The sequence below is a fragment of the Paenibacillus sp. genome (assembly GCF_035645195.1).
Lineage (GTDB): Bacteria > Bacillota > Bacilli > Paenibacillales > YIM-B00363 > Paenibacillus_AE.
In genome coordinates this window covers 56,790-78,340 of the sequence record NZ_DASQNA010000014.1, presented here as the reverse complement: position 1 = coordinate 78,340, position 21,551 = coordinate 56,790, and the positions used below count along the sequence as shown (strand labels likewise).

Genomic DNA, 21,551 nt, shown 5'->3' with positions numbered 1-21,551 from the left:
TTTGTGATATGATGGGTTACAGTTGCAGCTTCGGAAAACGGGGGGAATACCGATGGACAACAGCATGACTTTGGAACAGAAGGATCGTTTGTTAGGGGACATCTTGCGCGGCATGGGCCGCATTTTGGTAGCGTTCTCCGGCGGCGTGGACAGCACGTTCGTGCTCAAGCGCGCGCACCAGGAGCTCGGCGATCGCTGCGTGGCCGTGACCGCCGCGTCGGAAACGTTCCCGTCGAGGGAGTTCGACGCCGCCGTGGCGCTCGCGGAACAAATCGGCGTCCAGTTGATCAAAACCGAGGTATCGGAGCTCGATAACGCCGATTTCGTCGCGAACAATCCGGACCGCTGCTATCATTGCAAAACGGGTCTGTACTCGCATCTGCGGCGCATTACCGCCGAACAGGGCTACGACTATATTGTAGACGGTTCCAATATGGACGACCTGGGCGACTACCGCCCGGGGCTGCAAGCGAAAAAGGAGCAAGGCGTCCGCAGTCCGCTGCAAGAGGCAGGTCTCACCAAAGACGATATTCGGGAGCTGTCGAAGCGGCTCGGCCTGCCGACCTGGAACAAGCCGTCCTTCGCCTGCCTGTCGTCCCGCATCCCGTACGGCACTCGCATCGAGAAGCACAAAATCGATCAGCTCGACGAAGCGGAAAACTTCCTGATGCAGCTCGGCCTGTGGCAGGTGCGCGTCCGCCATCACGACCAGATCGCCCGCATCGAGGTGATGCCGCACGAGATGGCGAAAGTCGTGGAACACAGCGCGGCGATTCACGAAAAAATGACGTCGATCGGCTTTAAGTACGTTACGATGGACTTGGCCGGCTACCGCACGGGCAGCATGAACGAAACGCTCAGCGACGACGTCCGGAAGAAGGCAACCGCGCGATGAACGAACGCTTGCAGAACATCCTAGAACGGGTGGCGAACGGCTCGCTCGCGCCGGCCGACGCCGAGAAAGCGATCGCCGGCGCCGCCCTCGGCGCGTCCGTCGCCGAGCTCGGTTTCGCCACGCTCGACACCCAGCGCGAGAAGCGCACCGGCTTTCCCGAAGTCGTCTTCGGCGAAGGCAAGACGGCCGAGCAAATCGCCGCCATCATGAAGAAGCTCGCCGAAACGTCGGACCGGGTGCTCGCGACGCGCGTGGCGCCCGAGAAGGCGGCCGCCGCTTCGGCGGCGCTGCCAGGCGTCACGTACCACGAGACGGCCCGGGCGCTGACGTGGTTCCGCAAACCGATCCTGAAGGTGCGGGACGGCTACGTCGCCGTCGTCTGCGCCGGCACGTCCGATTTGCCCGTCGCCGAAGAGGCGGCGGTGACGCTCGAATGCATGGGCTCGCACGTCGAGCGCGTGTACGACGTCGGCGTCGCGGGCATTCACCGGTTGTTCGCGCGGCTCGATACGATTCGGGGCGCCTCGGTCATCGTCGTCGTCGCGGGCATGGAAGGCGCGCTCGCGAGCGTCGTCGGCGGCCTCGTCGACAAGCCCATCATCGCCGTGCCGACGAGCGTCGGCTACGGGGCCAATTTCGGCGGCTTGTCGGCGCTGCTCACGATGCTGAACTCGTGCGCGCCCGGCGTCTCCGTCGTCAACATCGACAACGGCTTCGGCGCTGGCTACAACGCCGGCATCATTCACTCACACATCGCGAAGAGGTAGGGAACGCATATGCGAATCTTATATTTCGATTGCTTCTCCGGCATGTCCGGCGACATGACGCTCGCCGCCTTGGTCGACGCGGGCGCGGACCGCGATTACATCGAGCGGGAGCTGAAGAAGCTGAACGTGGACGGCTACACGCTGTCGTGGCGCCGGGTCGTGAAGAGCGGCATCTCCGCGCTGAAAGCGGACGTGCTGCTCGCGCCGCCGGAGCCGGCCGCGCCGAAGGTGCAGCGGGAGCTGCGCGTCGTGCAGCCTTCCGGCGGCCACACGCACGATCATGATCACGGGCATTCCCATGCCCATGACCACGATCACGGCCATACGCACCATCACCACCACCATGATCACGATCACCATGATCACGATCATGGCCACGATCATGATCACGGGCACGGGCATCACCATCATGACCATGATCACGGACATCATCATCACGACCATGCGCACGGGCACGATCATCATCACGGTCACGGCCATCACCACCGCGGCTATGCCGACATCGTGAAGATCATCGAGGACGCGGGGCTCAGCGAGCGGGCGACATCGCTCAGCAAAGCCATATTCGCGAAAATCGGCGCGGCCGAAGCGAAAATTCACGGCATTCCGATGGATACGGTCCACTTCCACGAAGTCGGCGCGGTCGACTCGATCGTCGACATCGTCGGCGTCGCGCTCGCGATCGACAGCTTGAATCCGGACCGCATCATGTCGGCGCCGGTGCCGCTCGGCGCGGGCACGATTCGCATCGATCACGGGCTGTATCCGGTGCCGGCGCCGGCGACGCTCGAAATGATGCGCGGCCTGCCGATCGTGCCGTCGCCCCACCGCGTCGAACTGACGACGCCGACCGGAGCCGGCATCGTCGCCGCGCTCGTGGATGAGTTCAGCCCGGGGCTGCCGCCGATGATCGTCGAGGCGGTCGGCTACGGCGCCGGCACGCGCGACCTGCCGAACCAGCCGAACGTGCTTCGCACGGTGCTCGGCTTCGCGGAGAAGCGGCTGCACGTGTGGCCGCTGCCCCAATCGGCGGACGCGGTCGGCGGCCATCGCCACCACGACCACGAGCGTCATCACAGCGGACAATAACCCGGCACGCGGCCGGTTCGGCCGATGCGCGGCCCCAAGCCATCCTCATCATCGAGGATGGCTTTTTTGCTGCGCCGAACCCCTCTCTTCGATTTTTCTACCACCCTGCCGTTTTCCGCATCGCCCCGGCCGCGCCCCGCCGCGCCTCGTCCCCCTCCGCCGAAGCCGCCGCCTCCTCCAGGCAAAACCGGCGAAAAAACGCGGTTGCCCCTGCGCTCCTGCTTTCCGTATAGTTAGGGCGCCAAAATCAACCGACGAAAGAGGGTATATCATGAACTGGTCCACTCGCTCCTCCTTGGTCAAGAAGCTGTCGTCGCTCTGCCTCGCCGCCGCGCTAACCGCCGCCTCTTGGGCGTCCGCGCCCGAACCCGCAGCCGCGCGGGTCGACAAATCGTTCGGCGCCCCGATCGATCTCGGCGCCCCGATCGAAAGCGTCGCGATTTACAACGCCTCCTTCGGGAAAGAGAACGGCCGGGACGTCATGTACACGACGACGTCGGGGAAGCCCGCGATGTTCCACGTCGTCGACCTGATCAGCAAAGAAGTGCTGGGCAAATACCCGCTGCCCGGCTCCGACGCCGTATGGACGCACCTGACGATGCCCGACGGCACCGTGTACATCGGCGGCAGCGGAGGCGGAGGCAGCTTGTACGCTTACTCCCCCGCGGCGAAGCAGGTGACGACGATCGGCAGCATCGGGGAATCCGTCGCGTACGGGCTGTCCCACGACGAGCGAGGGCGCGTCTACTTCGGCACGTACCCGAACGCGAAGGTCGGCCGGTACGATCCTGCGACGGGCGTTCTCGAAGACCTCGGAACCGCGGCGCCGGGTCAAAGCTACGTCCGGGATACAGCGTATCTGAACGGCTATTTGTACGCCGGCATCGGCATCCAAGGCAGCCTTGTCAAAATCGACGTCGAAACCGGCGTTAAAGAAACGATCTCTCTGCCGACGTACGACGGCGCCGTCCAAACGGCGGACGTGTACCAGCTCGACGCGGCCGGCAAATATGTAGTCGCCGGTCTCGGCGGCGGCAACCGGGCGCTGCTGTTTTACGATACGGAAACGCAGACGTGGGCGGACCGCTATTTCCTCGATAACAAAGGGATTCAGCTGTCGCAAGGTTTGCCGGGGACGAACACCGCCTATTTCGTGCAAAACAACCGCCTTATGGAAATCGATCTCTCGACGCTGGAAGCGACGGACACCGGCGTGACGTACGGCACGTTCCTCCGCAACACGGCGTGGATCGCCGTGCCGAACGATCCCGATCTGCCGGGCCTCTCGCTCGCGACGGTGACGTTCGGCGGCGCGGTCGCGTATCTCAACCTGGAGACGAAAACGGCGAAATCATTCACATATCCCGTGTCGGGCAACCCGATTCCGATCCAAACGCTGGAAAAAGGTCCGGACGGCAAGCTCTATATGAGCGGCTACCCGGGCGGCCGCGGCGCCGTGTATGACCCTGCCGCGAATGCGATGACGATGTTCCCGCTTGGGCAAGCCGAAGGGATGGGTTCGCTCGGCAATAAGCTGTACCTAGGCGTGTACTCGGGCGCTGTGCTTTACGAGCTGGACGTGACGCAGCCGCTCGTCGAACACGTCAATCCGAAGCTGCTCTACGACATTCCGGAGGAAGACCGCCCGTTCGCGATGGTGTCGGGAGAAGAAAAGCTGTTCGTCGGCACGATTCCGGACTACGGCGTGCTCGGCGGCGCGCTGACGGTGTACGATCCTCGTTCGGGCGCCGAACCGACCGTGTATAAGAACGTCGTTCCGAACCAGTCCATCGTCGGGTTGGCGGTGCGCGGCGGCAAGCTGTACGGCTCCACCACGGTGCACGGCGGCCTCGGCATCGATCCGACGGAGCCCGCCGCCAAGCTGTTCGTATGGGACATCGCGGCGGGCGAGAAAATCGCGGAATTCGTCCCGAACATCCCGGGCGTCACCGTGCAGCCGCGAATGATCGGAGCCTTGAGCTTCGGCCCGGACGGCCTGCTGTGGGGCGCAACGGACGGCACGATTTTCGCCGTCCACCCCGACACGCTCGAGGTCGTGAAGAGCAGAAACATTTATCCGACGGTCGCGAACTACGGACGCTGGCGCCCCGCTTACATTCGCTGGGGTCAAGACGGGCTCATGTACACGACGCTGGCCGGCAAGCTCACCGTCATCGACCCGCGCGATCTTGACGCCGTCACGCTCGGCACGACGCCGCTCATGACGCTCGGCGACGACGGACATATTTACTACGCCGAAGGCACGCAGCTGAAGAAAATCGAAGTCGGTCCGGGCACCGGCGAGCTTCCCGTGCTGGTCGACCTCCCTGTCCCGAATGGAAACTTCGACGAACCGTTGACCGCGGACGGCTCCATTCCCGGCTGGCGGTCGATATTCACAATAACGCCTAATGTATCCTACGGCGTCAGCACCGAACGGTACGCGTCCGCCCCCGCCAGCCTCAAGCTGACCGACGCGTCGATAAACGAGACGGTCGCTATGATGTCGCAGTCCGTTCCGGTCGTCGGCGGCGTCGAATACGCGGCGAATCTGAAGTTGTATTTGGAAAGCGGGAGGACGCTGGCGGTCCTCCGGTTTTACGACGCGGCCGGCAAGCAAATCGACGAAACGTCGCTGCAAATCCAAACGGGACACGGCGCTTGGCAAACGCTCGAGATGAAGAAGGTCGCCCCGCCCGGCGCCGCATCGGCAGCCGTCATCCTCTTCTGCTCTAGATCCTGGATGACGACGGCGTATTACGACGACGTGTCGCTCAGCTATACGGTCAAAGTGACCCCGAGCGGGCTGCTCGAACGCATCGACGAATACGCGGCGGCCGGGGAGCTCGCCCATGAGACGGCGATGCAGCTGCGCAACGCGGTGTCGCAAGCGCTGCATCATCGGGATGACGGGCGCATGGAGCAGGCGGCGAAGCATCTGCAGGACGCCGAGAAGCATTTGGCGGGCGCCAAGGCGGGCGACGCCTCCGAAGCGGCCCGCGCGTTCCTCGAGCGAGCGTTCGCCGCTTTTATCGAAGACTGGTCTTTGTAACGAACAGAAGCTGTCTGCGGCGCGAACGATTCGCGCCGTTTTTTTTATGCCCCCCGGCAACCTTGCTTCCGCGGTCGACGTCTATGATGATGCAATCGACTGTCAAAAAATAGACGCTTAGGGGGATGTATGCCAATGAAAGGGAAACCGTTAGCCGCCGCCGGACTCGCCGCCGCCATCGCTTGCTCCGCGCTCGCCGGGTGCAGCGGATCGAGCGGCACGAACGCGCAGGAGTCGACCGGAGTAGACAGCGCCCCTGCCGCCCGGAACGAAGCCGCGGAGCGGCCGGCCAAAAAGTCGGAGGCTGCCGGAAGCACCGCCGCGGCCGACGTCGCCTCGTCCGAGCCGGCTCCGCCCGCGTACGGCAAATCGATGCCGGCGCCCCCGAACGGAGAGGCGTACGACGACATGTACTTCGACCATGCCGGAACGAATCCGTTCATTGCGACGGAGGAAGACCCGCTGTCCACGTTCGCCGTCGACGTCGACACGGGCTCGTACGCGATCGTCCGCAATTACATCGAAGGCGGCGCCCTTCCGCCCGAGGACGCCGTGCGCGTCGAAGAATTCGTCAATTATTTCGAGCCCGGTTACCCGGCGCCGAAAGACCAGACGTTCGCGATCCACGCCGACGGCGGCTCTTCGCCGTTCGGGGAAGGCTACGAGCTGCTCCGCATCGGCATCAAAGGCAAAGAAATCGAAGCAGCCGACCGGCCCCCCGCCAACCTCACGTTCGTCATCGACGTCTCCGGCTCGATGGACCGCGACAACCGGCTCGGCCTCGTAAAGCAAAGCTTGCACCTGCTCGTCGACAGTCTTGAGCCCAGCGACCAAGTCGCCATCGTCACCTATGGCAGCGACGCGCGCGTCGCGCTCGAGCCGACCTCGCTCGAGGACAAATCGGCGATCGAAGCCGCGATCGACGCCCTCGCTCCGAGCGGTTCGACGAACGCCGAAGAGGGACTGAGTCTCGGCTACCAAGTCGCCGAGCGCCAGTGGAGCCGGGATGCGATCAACCGCGTCATCCTCTGCTCCGACGGCGTCGCCAACGTCGGCGAAACGAGCGCGGAAGGCATCCTGGACACGATTCGGGAGTACGCCGGCGACCAGAACATTACGCTCACGACGGTCGGCTTCGGCATGGGCAACTACAACGACACGCTGATGGAGCAGCTCGCGAACCAAGGGGACGGCGTCTATGCGTACGTCGACTCGTTCACGGAGGCGCGCCGCCTGTTCGTCGAAAACCTCGCAGGCACGCTGCAGACGATCGCGACGGAGGCGAAAATCCAAGTGGAGTTCGATCCCGAAGCGGTCGAGCGGTACCGGCTGCTCGGCTACGAAAACCGGGATTTGCGCGACGAGCAGTTCCGCGACGACGGCGCGGACGCCGGCGAAGTCGGCGCGGGCCATGCGGTGACGGCGCTGTACGAGGTGAAGCTGACCGGGGATGACGCCCGCGACCGCCTCGGCACCGCGCGGCTCCGGTACGTCGATGCGGATACGAACCGAGTGGAGGAATGGTCCGCACCGCTGCGCACGAGCGGAGAGCTGAGCGACGAGCTCCGGTTCCTCGCCGCCGTCGCCGAATACGCCGAGCTGCTGCGCGGCAGCTACTGGGCGAAGGACGGCTCGATGGACGACGTCCTCGAGCTCGCGGAAGCGTCCGCTCGAGACGAGCGGGAGCTCCAATTCGTGACGATGGTGAAAGACACCTTGGCGCTGATGCGCTGACTTTAGGCTCTTCGCCGCCAACCGCCTTAACGGAAAACAACCGACCGTCAAGCCCGGTCGGTTGTTTTCCTGTCCGCATATGCGCGTCGCACTTCGTCGTATACCGCCTTCAGCGGCACGTTCTCCCGCGCCGCGATGTCGGCGCATTCCCGATATTCCGGCGCGTACTGCACTTCCTCGCCGTCCGCGTAACCGATCTTCACCGCGACCGGCCCCCACCGCGTGTCGACGCGCACGATGCGCCGGCCGAGCCGGTGCACGGCGGCGGCGATGCGGCGGACGCCGAGCGTCGTCGTCTCTCGGAAGACGATGCGCTCCATCGCCGGCACCGCCTCTTTCGCCGTCAGCACGTTCAGCATGACGCCCGGCCTCCCCCGCTTCATCACGATCGGGATCCAATACACGTCGTTCGCCCCGGCCTCGAACAGCAGCTCGGCCACATAGGTCGTCCACTCCGGATTCATGTCGTCCAAATTCGCTTGCAGCAACACCATATCTTCGTCCACGTGCTCGTGGGCATGCGCCTCTTCGAACAATGCCGTCCGCCCCTTTTTTCAGCAAAAACCGAAAATTTTTTCAAAACTTGCACACATTAAAAATGATACCGCAAACGCGGAAAATGGCAACGTACATTGGAGGTTCGCGAGGTCCATGCTCATCAAATCCATCTCCTGGGCGGTGGCCGCGGCCGTCGTCCTCGCATCGGCGCAGCCGGCGGCCGCCGCGCCGGCGAAGACCGCGGCGATCATCACGCCCGCCGAAAAGGCCAGAGAAGCGCGTCAATCGATGCTCGACACGTTCACGGAGCGCAAAGCGCTGTACGACAGCATCAGCGCCGTCACCGGCATCCCTTGGCATCATTTGGCGGCCGTCGACCAGTACGAGCGCACGTTAAGCATCGCCCACCCGAAAACGAGACCGCTTCGGGACGGATTGATCGCGATCCATTTCACGGAATATCAGTGGGTGGGATTTCTCAATCCGAATCCGGAGGACACGAATCTCGCATCGATTCGGCTGTTCAACGGCATCGGACGCGACGGGGACGGCGACGGACGCGCCGATCGCCGCAGCGATGCGGACGTGCTCTACAGCATGGCGGAGTTCCTGCTCCAGCACGGCACGTCCGCGGCCGACTTCGACATCGCCGTGTGGGCGTACTACCAGAACGACCGCAGCGTCAAGCGGATCAGACAGTTCGCGAAAATTTACGCCGCCTTCGGCACCCTCGATTTGCATCGCCATTCGTTCATCCTGCCGCTCGGCTCCGATTATTCGTATCGCAGCACGTGGGGAGCTGCGCGCAGCTACGGCGGCTACCGCATCCACGAGGGGACGGATTTGTTCGCCCACCACGGCGTGCCGGTCCGAAGCGCGGCCTACGGCATCGTCGAAGTGATGGGCTGGAACCGGTATGGCGGCTGGCGGGTCGGCATTCGCGATTTGAACAACGTCTACCATTACTACGCGCATTTGTCGGGATTCAATAAGAAATTCAAGGAAGGCGACATCGTAAAGCCCGGCGACGTCATCGGCTGGGTCGGCAGCTCCGGATACGGCAAGCCCGGAACGCAGGGCAAGTTTCCGCCGCACCTGCATTACGGGCTGTATCGGGACAACGGTCTGACGGAGTGGTCGTTCGATCCGTATCCGCACTTGCGGAAATGGGAGCGCGAGGAGCGCAAGCGGCGCGCGAAGAAATAAGCCGCGCGCTACGGCGCCTCCGTCGCGGCCGCTTGAGCGCCCTCCTCGGCAGGCTCTTCGGCGGAAGGCAGCAGCGACGGCAGCGCGACGGCCGGCGGCAGCGCCCCCGCGCCGGACGAGCCGTTCAGCGGATTGCCGTTCGCGTCGAAATAATACATCGGCACGTCGCCTTTGACCAAAATGTACGAAATCGGCATTTCGGTCGTCACGATTTCCGGCTCCGTATCGAACGGAATATAGATCATGACCTCGGCCGTAATGCGGACGAAGACGGTAATCAGCAGCATGTTGATGCCGGCGTCCTCCCGCCGCGTCCCGATCTCGACCTGCGGCGCGCCCGCCGATTCGAATCGCAGCGGAATCGACGGCCCGAACGACGACAGGATGGCGCTGTCGAACGCCTGCCCGATCGGGATGCGCTCCTCGAGGTGCACCTTCTCCGCGAGCGCTTGATTGACGACGTTGACGACCTTCGACGAGATGCGGATATGCTCCGAATAGTTAAGCTGCAGCCCGGTCAAATCGCCTCTCAAATCGGTCCACCGCTCGACGAGCCGCCCTACGTCGGTGTTGTTCGCCACTTCCTTCGCGATCGCCTGGTTGATCGCGTCCGCGGCGACCTGCTTGACGCGGATGCGGGCGACGCTCATGAGCGGCTCCTTCAGGTTGTGCTCGAGAAATAGGAACGATTGAAGCGTTAGCACGAAGCTGATGAGCATCGTCAAGGCGAAGATCGATTTTTTGCTGAACGGCTTTCGTGCATGGCTCCGAAATCGGCGTCTTGGCAAGGCCGTTCCCCCTTTCGCGTCGACGAAACGGTTCTGTCCTTGTCAATATATGAGCCCCGCCGGGGAAAAAGAAGCCGAGCCGCCGTCCAGGCGGCTTTACTGGTTCCAGACCGCCATCAGCAGCCGGTTGACGATCGCGGCCGCCGCGTACGCAGCGGCGAGACCGGGCTTCCCGGCGGCGAACAGCAGCGCCGCCGGGAGACCGAACGCGGTCAGCTCGACGAGCGCATGCGCGGCCGGCGGCAGCGCGACCGGCGCGTTCGGCGAGCCGAGCAGCCCCCAGAACGCGGCGAGCGCGGCGACGGCGGCGACGGCGAACGCAGCGCCTCGCAGCCCGCCGCCCCCGGCCCGGAAGCCCCAGTAGCCGACCGCCGCCAGCGCGCACAGCTCGAGGCCGAAGCGCGCGGCGAGATTGAGCGCCTTCGCGCCTTCCAGCCACGCCGCCGTCATGGCTGCTCCTTCTTCGCCGCGGCGTGCACGCCGGCGAGGAACGTGCCGAGCAGCAGCCGGAAGCTCTCGTCCGTATCGAGCGGCATCCCGAAGCCGCCCGAGCGCTCGATCGACGCGAAGCCGTGCAGGATGCTCCGCAGCCCTCGGATCGTATGCAGCGTCGCCGCATCGCTTAAGCCGTACGGCCGCAGCACCTGCAGCACCAGCTCGACGACGGCGCTCTGCGCCCGGCCGAACTCCGGATCGTCCGGCTTCGGCGCCCGGAACGTCGCTTCGTACAGTCCTGGATGCGCCCGCGCGAAGGCGAGGTACGCCTCGCTCATCGCCATGACCGCCTCGTCGCCGGAGCGCCCGACCGCGGCCGCGGTCATCCGTTCGAGCAGCCGGCCGAGTCCGTGAATCGCCAGCCGCTGCCGCAGCGCGGGCAGCCCTTCGATATGGTTATACAGCGACGGGGTGCGCACGTTCAGCCGTTTGGCCAGCTCCCCGAGGGAGACTTGTTCCCAGCCTTGCTCGTCGGCCACATCGGCCGCCGTCTTCACGATCGTTTGCATATCCAATCCCGCTCTTGGCGACATTTCGAAGCCCCTCCTATCGCTTGTCGCGAAGCCGCGCTTCGGCTTCGGCGATCGCGTCGTTCATGGCGCCGAGCGGCTCCCGCAGCGCCGGCCCGTGGCCGACCGCCAGCAAGCTCGGCTCGAGCGCCGCCAGCTTCCTGGCGCTCTCCAGCGCCGTATCGGCGTGCCACGTCGCCCACGCCGGGAACGGGAACCACGGCACCGGCGTCCCCGACACCGCCGTTCCCCCGCGCGTCTGGAACGCGTCGCCGGCGATCAGCGCGCCGCTGCGCGCGTCCAAGAACGCCATCGAACCCGGCGTATGCCCCGGCGCGGCGACCGCCTCGAGCGACCCGATCCGGTCGCCCTCGCGCAGCAGCCGGTCCGGCGCCGGCTGCCGCTTCTTCGGCACGCCGCCGCGGATCGGCGTCTGCGGCTCGCCCGGCAGCAGCGACCGGTCGCCGGCGAGCAGCCGCGCGTCCCGCTCCGAGACGGCGACGATCGCCTCCGGCAGCCGCCGTTTCAGCTCCGCCAGCGCGCCGATATGGTCCTCGTGCGCGTGCGTCAGCGCGATGTTCGCGATGGATTTGCCGATCGCCGCCGCCGCGTCCAGGATCGCGCCCGCCGAATACGGCAGCGCCGCGTCGATCAGCGTGAGCGAGTCCTCTTCTTCAACCAGATAGCAGTTAACCGGAAACATCCTCGGCATAAACGTCACTTGATACACGTTTCCATACCGTTCGATCTTCATCGCCGGCCCTCCCGTATTCACTATTGTTATTCACATAATAACTAATAGCATTAGTTTATGCAAGCGAAATTTTCCCGAAAAGGAAAAACCGGCGTAAGCGAATGCCGCTTTGCCGGTCTCCTGTTGATTACTCCTTCACGCTTCCAAGCACGATCCCTTTCATGAAGAACCACTGCAAGAACGGGTACACGATCAAAATCGGCAGCGCGCCGAGGAAAATTTGCGCCGCTCGGGTCGTTCGCGCGGAAATGTTGCCGAGCAGCTCCAACGGGCGAGAACTGTCGTTTTCCGTTCATAGGTTCTTCGAGGCGCGTGTGATACAATGAGGGACAAAGTTTTCGAAGGGTTGGGAGGGTTTCTATAATGAAAACGTTCGGCCGACACGCGATTTTGTTCGCGTCGCTGCTGGCGGTTGCCGGATGCGGCGCGGCCGGAGACGGCGGCGCCGGTCATGCCGGCGAACATGCCGACGCTCACCATACGGCGAACGGCGATTTGCGCGAGACGACCGCGTCGCTGACCGCTCTGCCGTCGTTCCTCGACGAGCAGCCCGAGGCGGTGCGCAATGCGTATCTTATAGCCGCCATGAGCGCGGATACGCTTGATTTTATCCCTTGCTACTGCGGCTGCGGCGAGAGCGCCGGCCATTTGAGCAACAAAAACTGCTTTATCTCCGAAATTCGGGACGACGGCTCCGTCGAGTGGGACGATCATGGCACGCGCTGCGGCGTATGCCTCCAGATCGCCGTCGAAGCGGCGGCGATGAAGAAGGACGGCGCTTCGCTGCAGGATATCCGGGAGGCGATCGACGCGAAATACAAGGACGTCGGTCCGGCGACGCCGACGCCGCAGCCGCCCGCGGCCTGAATGACAAAAACGCTGCCCGGATTCGCATCCGGGCAGCGTTTTTGCGTCCGTCCTGGCGCCGACGAACGTTCCTTCATCCCGCGCAAGCTTCCGCCGAACGGACCTCCGCCTCCGCCTCCTCTTCCGACTCGCGCAGCTCGATCGCCGCTTGCGCGGCCGCGATGCGCGCCATCGGAATCCGATACGGCGAACAGCTGACGGAATCGAGGCCGATCTCGTGACAGAACCGGATCGACGCCTTGTCCCCGCCGTGCTCGCCGCAAATGCCCGTCTTGAGCGACGACTTCCGCGCCCGGCCCCGCGCGACCGCCAGCTCGATCAATTGGCCGACGCCTTCGGTGTCCAGCACCTGGAACGGGTTATGCGGCAGCAGCTTCCGGTTCAAGTAATGCGTCAGGAATTTGCCCTCCGCGTCGTCCCGGCTGTACCCGAACGTCATCTGCGTCAAATCGTTCGTGCCGAACGAGAAGAAGTCCGCGTGGGCGGCGATCCGGTCGGCCGTCAACGCCGCTCGGGGCACCTCGATCATCGTGCCCACCTTGTAGCGGCAGTCCCTCCGCTTGTCTGCGCCGAGCACCTGCTCCGCCACCCGATCGACCAGCTCGCGCAGCAGCTTCAGCTCGCTCGCGTCCCCGACGAGCGGGATCATGATCTGCGGACGCACGTCGATCCCTTGGTCCATGCAGGCCGCCGCCGCTTTGAATATGGCTTCGATCTGCATATCGTAAATTTCCGGATAGACGATGCCGAGGCGGCAGCCCCGCTGCCCGAGCATCGGGTTCGCTTCGCGCAGCTCCTCCGCCTTCCGGAGCAGCCGCCGGCAGTTGTCTCGTTCTTCAGGAGTGGCGGCGCTGTTCAGCTTGTGCTGCAACTCCTCCGACTGCGGCAAAAATTCGTGCAGCGGCGGATCGAGCAGCCGAATCGTCACCGGAAGTCCGTCCATCGCTCGGAACATGCCTTCGAAGTCGGACTGCTGCGCCGGAAGCAGCCGGTTCAACGCGTCCTGCCGCTCCTCCGGCGAATCGGCCATGATCATCCGCTGCATGACCGCAAGGCGCGACGGATCGAAAAACATATGCTCCGTCCGGCACAAGCCGATGCCTTCGGCGCCGAAGGCGCGCGCGGCGGCGGCGTCCGCCGGATTGTCGGCGTTGGCGTACACGCGGAGCCGGCGTATGTCGTCCGCCCAGCCGAGCACGACGCGAAGCTCCTCCGTCCCCGTCGCTTCCTTGAGCGGCACCGCTCCGGCGATGACCCTGCCGGTGGCGCCGTCGAGCGTAATCCAATCGCCCTCTTCCACGATGCGGCCGCCCGCGCTCATCCGCCGCGCGTCCATGTCGATGCGCACGTCCTCGCACCCGCAGACGCACGGCTTGCCCATGCCTCGCGCGACGACGGCCGCGTGGCTCGTCATGCCGCCCCGGCTCGTCAGCACGCCTTCCGCGGCCAGGACGCCGTGAATGTCCTCCGGCGTCGTCTCGGACCGGACGAGCACGACTTGCTTGCCGGCCTTCTTCCAAGCGGCGGCCGTATCCGCGTCGAACGCCGCCCTTCCGACCGCCGCGCCCGGCGACGCCGGCAAGCCGACGGCGATCACCTCCGTCACGGCGTCTTCGTCGATGCCGCGGTGGAGCAGATGATCCAGATGGGACGCCTCGATGCGCAGCAGCGCTTCCTCCCGGCTGAGAACGCCTTCGTTCACCAAGTCGACCGCGATTTTGAGCGCGGCCTGCGCGTTGCGCTTTCCGTTTCGCGTCTGCAGCAAGTACAGCTTCCCGTTTTCCACCGTGAATTCGATGTCCTGCATGTCCTTGTAATGGCGCTCCAGGCGGCGGCACGCCTGCACGAGCTCCTCGTACGCCGCCGGCAGATCGGCGCGAAGCGCATCGATTTTCATCGGCGTGCGGACGCCCGCTACGACGTCCTCGCCCTGCGCGTTGATCAAATATTCGCCGTAGAGGACGTTGTCCCCGGTGGACGGATTGCGGGTAAACACGACGCCGGTGCCGCTGTCTTCGCCCTTGTTGCCGAACACCATGCACTGTACGTTCACGGCGGTCCCTTGATCGTCCGGAATGCGGTGAATTTGCCGATACACCTTCGCCCGTTGATTGTTCCACGAGCGAAAGACGGCTTCCACCGCCATGGACAGCTGATCATACACCTGCTGCGGAAACTCGGTCCCGGCGGCCTCGCGAATGCATTCCTTGTATTCGGCCGCGAGACGCTTCCAGCCTTCGGCGGGCATGTCCTGATCCTGCGCGACGCCGAAGCTGCGCTTCACCGCGAGCAGAAGCCGCTCGAATCGGTGCGCCTCGATGCCGATCACGACGTTGCCGAACATCTGGATGAGCCGCCGGTAACAATCGTACGCGAATCGCTCGTCGTTCGTCGAAGCGGCCAGCCCCCGGACCGTCTCGTCGTTCAGGCCTAAATTCAAAATCGTATCCATCATGCCCGGCATGGACGTAACGGAGCCCGATCGGACGGAGACGAGCAGCGGCGCATCCGGATCGCCGAACCGCTGCCCCCTCTCCTGCTCTAGCCGCTTCAGCGCCTCAACGATCTGCTTCCGCAGATCGTCAGACAGCCGGTTGCCCGCGCGGAAGAACGCTTTGCAAGCGTCCGTCGTAATCGTAAATCCGGGCGGGACCGGCAATCCCGCACGAGCCATTTCCGCCAAATTCGCCCCTTTGCCGCCGAGCAGCGCGCTCATCTGCGCGCTGCCTTCCGCGAAGGCGTACACCAACTTCACCGTCACCGCGCGTCCCCCTCGTCGGCGTCTTTCCGTGCCCGGCACTCCGGCTGACCGCAAAATCCGTACATCGTTTTGACCCCGTTCGTCGGCAGCGTGTCGATCACCTCGCCGCACCGCGCGCAGATGACCGTACCGAGCTGTCCCCGTTTCTCCGCAACCGTCGTCGTCTCCCCGTGAATCCCCATGGTTCCGTTCTCCTCCCATGCGTATCGTTCCCGCGGACCGTCCCAATCCGGCGCCGCGGGCGCCAAACCGACTTACCGACTCTCCGACTTATCGACTACATCGACGCACATCAGTATCGAACATTTAGTATGTCATAATTATAATAATGAGTCACATTTAAATCAATAGTTCATTTTAATTATTATTTATGACGCAACTTTATGTAAAATTACAAAAATAGACCGTCCTATATAAGAAAAACTTCTAACGAAGTACATCCAAGGATGAGCGACCGCGGTGAAGCGGAAGTTTTCTATACAATTTACTCGTTCCGAGTCAGCAATAAAAAACCTCGGGTCCGGGGAGAGGCGATGCTCTCTCTGCCTGAATCCGAGGTTTTCGCTTGCGTACGCTGCCGCCCGCTATTTACAGCAAACGCTCCGGCTGCCCTAAAAAATGCGCGACAGACTGCAAAAATTTCGCCGCCGGCGCCCCGTCGACGACCCGGTGATCGAACGTGAGGCTCAGCGGGAGGCGGCTTTGCTCCGCGGCTTGGCCGTCCTGCAGCGTCAGCCTTTTGTCCAGCTTCCCTACGCCCAAAATCGCGCTCTCCGGCGGGTTCAGCACCGGCGTGAAAAACTCGACGCCGAGCGAGCCCAAATTGGTCACTGTGAACGTACCGCCCGACAGCTCCGCGCCGGACAGCCTCCCTTCCCTCGCTTTCTTGGCGAGCTGTCCGACGACCGCGTTCAGCTCCGTCAGCGGCAGTCGATGCGCCTCCCGGACGACCGGCACCAGCAAGCCGTCCTCGGTGTCGACCGCGACGCCCAAATGGACGTCTTCGAACCGGCGGATCCCGTCTTCTTCCCAAGCTGCATTGATCTCGGGGTGCTCCCGCAGCGCCAGGACGGCCGCGCGCAGCGCCCAGGCGTTCCAAGTGACCCCGGGCGCCAGCCGCTTCCGCTGTTCCGAGAGCTCGGTCACGTCCGCCCAAGCCGTCAGCGTCAGCTGCGCCGACTGCTGCAGACTTTGCATCATGCGCCGCGCGATCGTCCGCCGGATCGGCGTGTGCGGCACGACGCTGCCGGCGGACTGCGGGTCTGCGGCCGGCACGGCGGCGCGGTCCGCCGCCCGCCGCACGTCGTCCTCCGTGATTTTCCCGCCTGCCCCCGTCCCTTCGACGCGGGCGAGGTCGACGCCCAGCTCCTTGGCGAGCCGCCGCAGTCTCGGAGCGACCTGGACGCCCCCGCTTCCCGCGCGTTCCTCCGCGGCCGGCGGAGCTCCCGCGGCCTCCTGCGCCTCCTCAAGCGCCGCGCCGGCGAGCCCTTCGGTCGTCTCCGTCGCCAAAACCGCCACGACGTCGCCGACCTTCGCCACCCCTCCGCGAGGCACGACGATGTCGCTGACGACTCCCGCCGCCGGGGCTTCGATTTCGAACACCGCTTTCTCCGTCTGCACCTCGAGGAGCGCCTGCCCCCGCTCCACCCGGTCCCCGACGCTCGCGTGCCAGAACACGACCAAGCTCTCCTCGATGCCGGGCGATGTTTCCGGCAGCCTCACTTCGCATTTGCCGCTCATCCGTCCTTCTCCTCCCTACCCTTCATTCCTTCATTTCTCTATTTCTTCATGAGGTCGACGACGGCATCGTAAATGTTCGCCGGACCCGGCAGCACGAACTGCTCCAGCGGGCGGCTGTACGGAATCGGCACGTCCGGCACCGCGAGCCGCACGACCGGGGCCTCCAAATCGTACAACGCCTCCTCCGCCGCGATCGCCGCGATTTCCGCCGTCATGCCGTACGACAAATAATCTTCGTCGACGACGACCAGCCGGTGCGTCTTGCGCACGGATCGGAGAATCGTCTCCTTGTCGATCGGCACGATCGACCGGAGATCGATCACCTCGGCGCTGATGCCTGCGTCCTCCAACCGTTTCGCGGCTTCGAGCGCATGGTGCGTCATCATTTGAATGGCTACGATCGTTACATCTTCCCCTTCCCGGACGACGTTCGCTTTCCCGAGCGGGACGGTGTACGGCTCCTCGGGCACGTGGCCGATCGACGCGTCGATTTGATCCATCCACCCGAGACCTTGCAGCGATTTATGGAACATGAACACGACGGGATTGTCGTCGCGGATCGCGGACGTCATCATCCCCTTCAGGTCGTATGGCGTCGACGGCGCGACCACCTTCATTCCCGGAAGATGCCCGAACGAGGCGTACAGCGTCTGCGAATGCTGCGCGGCGTCGTTGTAGCCTCCGCCGACCGCCGTCATCAGCACCATCGGAAGCCGGACGCTGCCGCCGGACATGTACGGGATTTTCGCCATGTGGTTGTAAATTTGGTCCAAGCAAACCCCGAAGAAATCGACGAACATGAGCTCCGCGATCGGCCGCATGCCCTCCGCCGCGGCGCCGATCGCCGCGCCGATGAAAGCCGTCTCGGATATCGGCGTATCGATGACGCGTTCCGGCCCGAATTTTTTGAACAAGCCTTCCGTCGAACCGAAAATGCCTCCGTAGACGCCCACGTCCTCGCCCATGACGAAGACCCGCGGATCCCGCTCCATTTCCTGCGCGATCGCCTCCGCCATCGCCTTGTTCCCGGTCAACATCCGTTTCTTTTGCGTCGTCATTGTCGCATGCTCCTCCCGATTCTTGTTTCCGATTATTCCGCGTACAAATCTTCGAGCGCCGCCGCCGGTTCCGGATATGCGCTGGAACGCGCGAACGCGTAGGCTTCATCCACGTCCCGCTTCGCGACCGCCTCCAGCGCCGCGACCTGCTCCTCGGTGGCGACGCCGTCCTGCAGCAGCACGCCCTTCAGCCGCACGAGCGGATCCCTCCCGCGCAGCTCCGGCACCTCGTCCTTGTCGCGGTACGCTTCCGGGTCGCCTTGGAAGTGTCCCAAATACCGATACGTCTCGATTTCGATGATCGTCGGCCCCTCGCCCGCCCGCGCCCGCCGCACCGCCGCTTCCGACACGCGGTACATCTCGAGCGGATCGTTGTCTTTCACGAGCACGCCGGGAATGTTGTAAGCGACGCCCCGCATGTCGTTCGACCGGACGCTGGTGGACGAGCGCTTCGGCACCGAAATGCCGTACGAATTATCCTCGATGACGAAAATGACGGGCAGCCGCCACAGCGCGGCCATATTGACGGATTCGTGGAACGCCCCGGCGTTCGCGGCCCCTTCGCCGATGAAGCCGACCGCGACCCAATCCTTCTTGTTCATCTTCGCCGCCAGCGCCGCGCCGACCGCATGGGGCAGCCCGGCCGCCACGATGCCGCCGCAGGAAAACTTCACCGCAGGGTCGAACAGGTGCATATGGCCGCCTTTCCCTTTGCCGAGCCCCGTCGCTTTCCCGAACATTTCCGCCGTCATCTTGTTCAGATCTACGCCTTTGGCGATCGCGTTATGGTGCGGGCGATGCGGCGCGGTGACCGTATCGTCCTTGTGCAGATGCGCGCAGATGCCTACGGCCGCCGGCTCCTGGCCCGCCGCCAAATGCATCTCCCCCGGCACCGGTCCGGCGCCGATGTTGAACACCGGATGCTTCCCTTCCCCGTAAGCGCTTACCATCGTTTCCTCGTAATAACGAATCTTGTACATCGTCTGGTACATCCAGATCAGCTTCTCCGCGGGAACCGTCATACCGTTTCCTCCTTTAAAAGTTTATATGGATGGTTACCGAGCCCGACAGCGTCGCCAAGACAGCCTGCGCCGACCGTCTGCGCCCTCTTCGTAAATAGCAAAAGCAAGAAGCGTGCCAATAGCGCCGGCGCTCTTCGTGGGCGCTTCGGGCGCGCGTTCCGGCGGAAGGTGTCCCATTGTGTATCATTGAAGACGAACGGGACGCGGGACGTTTGAAACAAAACGGGACATCTTCTTCGATGAGCGAAAAAAAAACATCCCCTCCGCCGATCGGCGCTAGGGGATGAGTACTTCTAACGAATATTGTATTTTTCCAACTGCCGGTACAGCGTGCTTCGGGACACCCCGAGCAGTTTGGCCGCCTGCTTGTGGTTCCCGTTGCTTTGCCGGATCGAATGCAGCAGCGCTTCCTTCTTGATTTCGTCCTTCAGCGGGGTGCGGCCGACTTCCCGTCTCGCAGGAGCCGTCTCGCGCGCGCCGTAGGCCTGCAGCTCCTCCGGCAAATCCTCCGGTCGCAGCGTGGCGCCCGCCGCGCGGATGATCGTTCGCTCCAGCACGTTCTGCAGCTGCCGGACGTTGCCGGGCCAATCGTACGCTATCAGCGCATCCAGCAGCTCGGGCGACACGGAGGCGATCGGTTTTTGAAGCCGGACGCTCAGCTTACGCACGAAGCTTTCGGTCAAGCGCTCGATATCTTCCTTCCGATTGCGAAGGCTCGGAATGCGGATCGGCATTACGTTCAACCGGTAATATAAGTCTTCCCGGAAGGTGCCCTTGCGCACTTCGTCCTCGAGCACTTTGTTCGTCGCGGCGACGATACGCACGTCCACGGGGATCACCTTGTGTCCGCCGATGCGGACGATCTCCTTCTCCTGCAGCACCCGCAGGAGCAGCACCTGCATCTCGAGCGACATCTCGCCGATCTCGTCGAGGAACAGCGTGCCGCCGTCGGCGATTTCGAACTTGCCGGCGCTCCCGCCTTTGCGCGCTCCCGTGAAGGCGCCCTCGACGTACCCGAACAGCTCGCTGCCGAGCAGATCGCGCGAAATCGCGCCGCAGTTGATGGCGATGAACGGCTTCTTCCGGCGGCTGCTTTCGTTATGGATCGCCTGCGCGAACAAATCTTTGCCCGTCCCGCTTTCGCCCATGAGCAGCACCGTCGCGTGCGACGAAGCGGCGAGACGCGCCTCGCGGATGCAGGCTTGGATGGCCGGACTGACCCCGATAATGTCGGGGAACGCGAATTTCGCCGAGCTCCCCGTCATGTCGTGGATCAGCTGCCGGACGTTCTGCATCTCCTTCACGGTCAGCAGCGAACCCATCCATTCGCCGTCCGCGCTGTGAATCGGCTTGCGCGTCAGCACGACCGGGCGCTTGCGCCCCGATCCCTTCGCCTTCAGATCCACCTCGCGGTTGACGATGTCCGCTTTGTCGAACAAGTCGGGCTCCGCTCCGCCGCATTCGAACACATCGGCCAAATGCCGGTACAGCACCGTGTCTTCCCGCAATCCGAACCAATGCAGCAGCACGTTGTTCGTGCGGATAATGTTGCCGGCCGTGTTCAAGATGAGCACGCCGTCCTGCAGCGTATTCGTCATCGCCTCCAAGTAGCTCTGCGTAACATCGTTCTTCCTGGACTTCTCCTTCAAGCGAAGCTGGTTTTCGATCGCCTCCACGGCGGAGACGACCATGCCGAGCGTATGCGGGTGCGCCTTGTCGAACGGGCCGGACATATCCAGCACGCCGATGATGCGTCCTTCGGGATCGTGGATCGGCGACGCCGAACACGTCCACGATTGGCACACCCGGGAAAAATGCTCCGCCGCGTAAATTTGAATCGGGCGATCCAGCGCAATGCACGTGCCGATCGCGTTCGTCCCCATCGCTTCCTCGCTCCAGGAGACGCCTTCGACGAAATTCATTTTCTCCGCGTCCTCGATCGTGTGCATGTCGCCGATCACTTTCAACAAGAAGCCCTGTTCGTCGCACAAGATGACTAAGAAGCCGGAGTCCTTCACTAGATTATAAAGCGTTTTCATAAGCGGAAGCGAAAAATCGATCAGCTCTTTCTTCTCCGCGAGCCGTTCCGCGAACTTGCGCGGATGCAGCATTCGCTGTCCCTTCTCTTGGTACGGATCCACGCCATAAGCGACCGAACGCTGCCACGACTGCGCCACCACTTCGTCCAAAGTCGGGTCGAACGATCCATCCTGAATAAATCGTTCCCACATGCTGGTCAGCAGCTCCTTATTGCGCATACATCCACCCCCTGAGAAATGACCGCCTAAAGGATGACCGATGTATGTTCAAAAGATG

The 21,551-nt window shown here is 63.6% G+C and carries 18 protein-coding genes and 1 pseudogene; 7 read left to right on the top strand and 12 right to left on the bottom strand.

Going from position 1 to position 21,551, the window contains the following annotated elements:
* Positions 1-52 precede the first annotated feature (52 nt).
* The 5 genes from larE to VE009_RS06700 all read left to right on the top strand — a co-directional run bounded on the left by larE (position 53) and on the right by VE009_RS06700 (position 7,537).
* Positions 53-895, top strand: a complete 843-nt coding sequence (gene larE / locus VE009_RS06720; RefSeq protein WP_325006612.1) for an ATP-dependent sacrificial sulfur transferase LarE — start codon at positions 53-55, stop codon at positions 893-895.
* Positions 892-1,662, top strand: coding sequence for a nickel pincer cofactor biosynthesis protein LarB (larB, locus tag VE009_RS06715; protein WP_325006611.1), 771 nt, complete (start codon positions 892-894; stop codon positions 1,660-1,662). Before larE ends, larB begins: the two co-directional genes overlap by 4 nt.
* A 9-nt stretch (positions 1,663-1,671) precedes the next feature.
* The gene (locus VE009_RS06710; RefSeq protein ID WP_325006610.1) at positions 1,672-2,751 is read left to right on the top strand and encodes a LarC family nickel insertion protein; all 1,080 of its coding nucleotides are present in this window, start codon (positions 1,672-1,674) and stop codon (positions 2,749-2,751) included.
* Between the two features lie 271 nt (positions 2,752-3,022).
* Positions 3,023-5,803 (top strand): FIMAH domain-containing protein, encoded by a 2,781-nt coding sequence (locus tag VE009_RS06705; protein ID WP_325006609.1) that lies wholly within the window; start codon positions 3,023-3,025, stop codon positions 5,801-5,803.
* A gap of 135 nt (positions 5,804-5,938) precedes the next feature.
* The gene (locus VE009_RS06700) at positions 5,939-7,537 is read left to right on the top strand and encodes a vWA domain-containing protein (RefSeq protein ID WP_325006608.1); all 1,599 of its coding nucleotides are present in this window, start codon (positions 5,939-5,941) and stop codon (positions 7,535-7,537) included.
* Between the two features lie 47 nt (positions 7,538-7,584).
* On the opposite strand, the gene larC is transcribed toward VE009_RS06700, so the two are convergent.
* Entirely contained in the window at positions 7,585-8,073 is a 489-nt protein-coding gene (larC, locus tag VE009_RS06695; protein WP_325006607.1) for a nickel insertion protein, read from the bottom strand.
* Between the two features lie 115 nt (positions 8,074-8,188).
* Between larC and VE009_RS06690 the strand changes: the two genes are divergently transcribed.
* Positions 8,189-9,241, top strand: a complete 1,053-nt coding sequence (locus VE009_RS06690) for a M23 family metallopeptidase (protein ID WP_325006606.1) — start codon at positions 8,189-8,191, stop codon at positions 9,239-9,241.
* 8 nt (positions 9,242-9,249) lie between these two features.
* Here VE009_RS06690 and yunB read toward each other — a convergent pair whose 3' ends face one another.
* From yunB to VE009_RS06665, 5 genes and pseudogenes are all read right to left on the bottom strand, one after another.
* Positions 9,250-10,029, bottom strand: a complete 780-nt coding sequence (gene yunB, locus VE009_RS06685; RefSeq protein WP_325006605.1) for a sporulation protein YunB — start codon at positions 10,027-10,029, stop codon at positions 9,250-9,252.
* A 96-nt stretch (positions 10,030-10,125) separates the two neighbouring features.
* Positions 10,126-10,479, bottom strand: a complete 354-nt coding sequence (locus VE009_RS06680) for a YrdB family protein (protein ID WP_325006604.1) — start codon at positions 10,477-10,479, stop codon at positions 10,126-10,128.
* Complete coding sequence (locus tag VE009_RS06675; protein ID WP_325006603.1) at positions 10,476-11,057, bottom strand: TetR/AcrR family transcriptional regulator; 582 nt, start codon at positions 11,055-11,057, stop codon at positions 10,476-10,478. Before VE009_RS06675 ends, VE009_RS06680 begins: the two co-directional genes overlap by 4 nt.
* A gap of 13 nt (positions 11,058-11,070) precedes the next feature.
* A complete protein-coding gene (locus VE009_RS06670) occupies positions 11,071-11,787 on the bottom strand; it encodes an MBL fold metallo-hydrolase (RefSeq protein ID WP_325006602.1) in 717 nt (238 codons plus the stop codon).
* A 127-nt stretch (positions 11,788-11,914) separates the two neighbouring features.
* Positions 11,915-12,046: pseudogene (locus VE009_RS06665) on the bottom strand (carbohydrate ABC transporter permease); the annotation flags it as partial.
* Positions 12,047-12,150: 104 nt separating this feature from the next.
* Between VE009_RS06665 and VE009_RS06660 the strand changes: the two are divergent.
* Positions 12,151-12,654: a PCYCGC motif-containing (lipo)protein gene (locus VE009_RS06660; protein ID WP_325006601.1), complete on the top strand. Its 504-nt coding sequence runs from the start codon at positions 12,151-12,153 to the stop codon at positions 12,652-12,654.
* 73 nt (positions 12,655-12,727) lie between these two features.
* Here the strand turns inward: VE009_RS06660 and ppdK are convergent, their stop codons facing one another.
* From ppdK to VE009_RS06630, 6 genes are all read right to left on the bottom strand, one after another.
* On the bottom strand, positions 12,728-15,415 hold the full coding sequence (gene ppdK, locus VE009_RS06655) for a pyruvate, phosphate dikinase (RefSeq protein WP_325006600.1): 2,688 nt from the start codon (positions 15,413-15,415) through the stop codon (positions 12,728-12,730).
* Complete coding sequence (locus VE009_RS06650; protein WP_325006599.1) at positions 15,412-15,597, bottom strand: GapA-binding peptide SR1P; 186 nt, start codon at positions 15,595-15,597, stop codon at positions 15,412-15,414. Before VE009_RS06650 ends, ppdK begins: the two co-directional genes overlap by 4 nt.
* A gap of 406 nt (positions 15,598-16,003) precedes the next feature.
* Positions 16,004-17,155, bottom strand: coding sequence for a dihydrolipoamide acetyltransferase family protein (locus VE009_RS06645; RefSeq protein WP_325006598.1), 1,152 nt, complete (start codon positions 17,153-17,155; stop codon positions 16,004-16,006).
* Between the two features lie 38 nt (positions 17,156-17,193).
* A complete protein-coding gene (locus tag VE009_RS06640) occupies positions 17,194-18,213 on the bottom strand; it encodes an alpha-ketoacid dehydrogenase subunit beta (protein ID WP_325006597.1) in 1,020 nt (339 codons plus the stop codon).
* Between the two features lie 32 nt (positions 18,214-18,245).
* Positions 18,246-19,235 carry a thiamine pyrophosphate-dependent dehydrogenase E1 component subunit alpha gene (locus tag VE009_RS06635; RefSeq protein WP_325006596.1) on the bottom strand — a complete coding sequence of 330 codons (990 nt, stop codon included), beginning with the start codon at positions 19,233-19,235 and terminating at the stop codon, positions 18,246-18,248.
* Between the two features lie 293 nt (positions 19,236-19,528).
* The gene (locus tag VE009_RS06630; RefSeq protein WP_325006595.1) at positions 19,529-21,493 is read right to left on the bottom strand and encodes a sigma-54-dependent Fis family transcriptional regulator; all 1,965 of its coding nucleotides are present in this window, start codon (positions 21,491-21,493) and stop codon (positions 19,529-19,531) included.
* Positions 21,494-21,551: the final 58 nt, after the last annotated feature.